The following is a 529-nucleotide window of genomic DNA, read 5'->3' as shown; positions in this document are numbered from 1 at the left end:
GCGCGCGCGTCGCCGTCGCGCTGCCCGCGGTGCTGGTGCTGCCCGACGGGCAGCGCGTCGATGCCCGCACGCACGACCTCTCGCTCGGCGGCGCCGGCCTCGTCGTCGCCCGCATGCCCGACCTGCCCGAGGGCACCGAGCTGCGCATGGAACTGCCGATGGGCGAGGAGACCATCATCCTCGCCGCCAGCTTCCTGCGCCTGGAGGGCGGCGAGGCGCAGCTCGCCTTCCTCACCCGCACCATCGCGGAGGAGAGCGCCGTGGTGCGCGCGGTCTTCGGCCGCGCCGACGCCTGGCTCGGCTGGGACCGCCATCGGCCTGACCGCCCGCTGCGCTCGCTCGTGGAGGTGGTGGCGACGGTGGGCGCGGTCTTCACCGGGCGCTCGCAGCTCTCCTTCGCCTGGTGGCGCGCGCGTCGCGCGCGGCGCGAGGCGCTGCGCGCGCCGGTCACGCCCGTGGCGGCGGAACGCCGTTCGGAGGTGCTGGCACCGCGCGGCGGCGCGGCGCTGATGGCGCTCTTGCTGCTCCT

1 protein-coding gene is annotated in these 529 nt (G+C 77.1%); it reads left to right on the top strand.

Annotated elements, in window-relative coordinates; translation table 11 throughout:
• The coding region (locus tag HW578_RS27535; protein WP_198373849.1) for a PilZ domain-containing protein at window positions 1-529 on the top strand (529 nt) is incomplete at both ends.

Origin of the sequence: Roseomonas rosulenta (assembly GCF_016106005.1) — a bacterium.
Taxonomy (GTDB): domain Bacteria; phylum Pseudomonadota; class Alphaproteobacteria; order Acetobacterales; family Acetobacteraceae; genus Neoroseomonas; species Neoroseomonas rosulenta.
The sequence above is the reverse complement of the archived record's forward strand: the minus strand, read 5'-3'. Positions and strand labels throughout refer to the sequence as shown.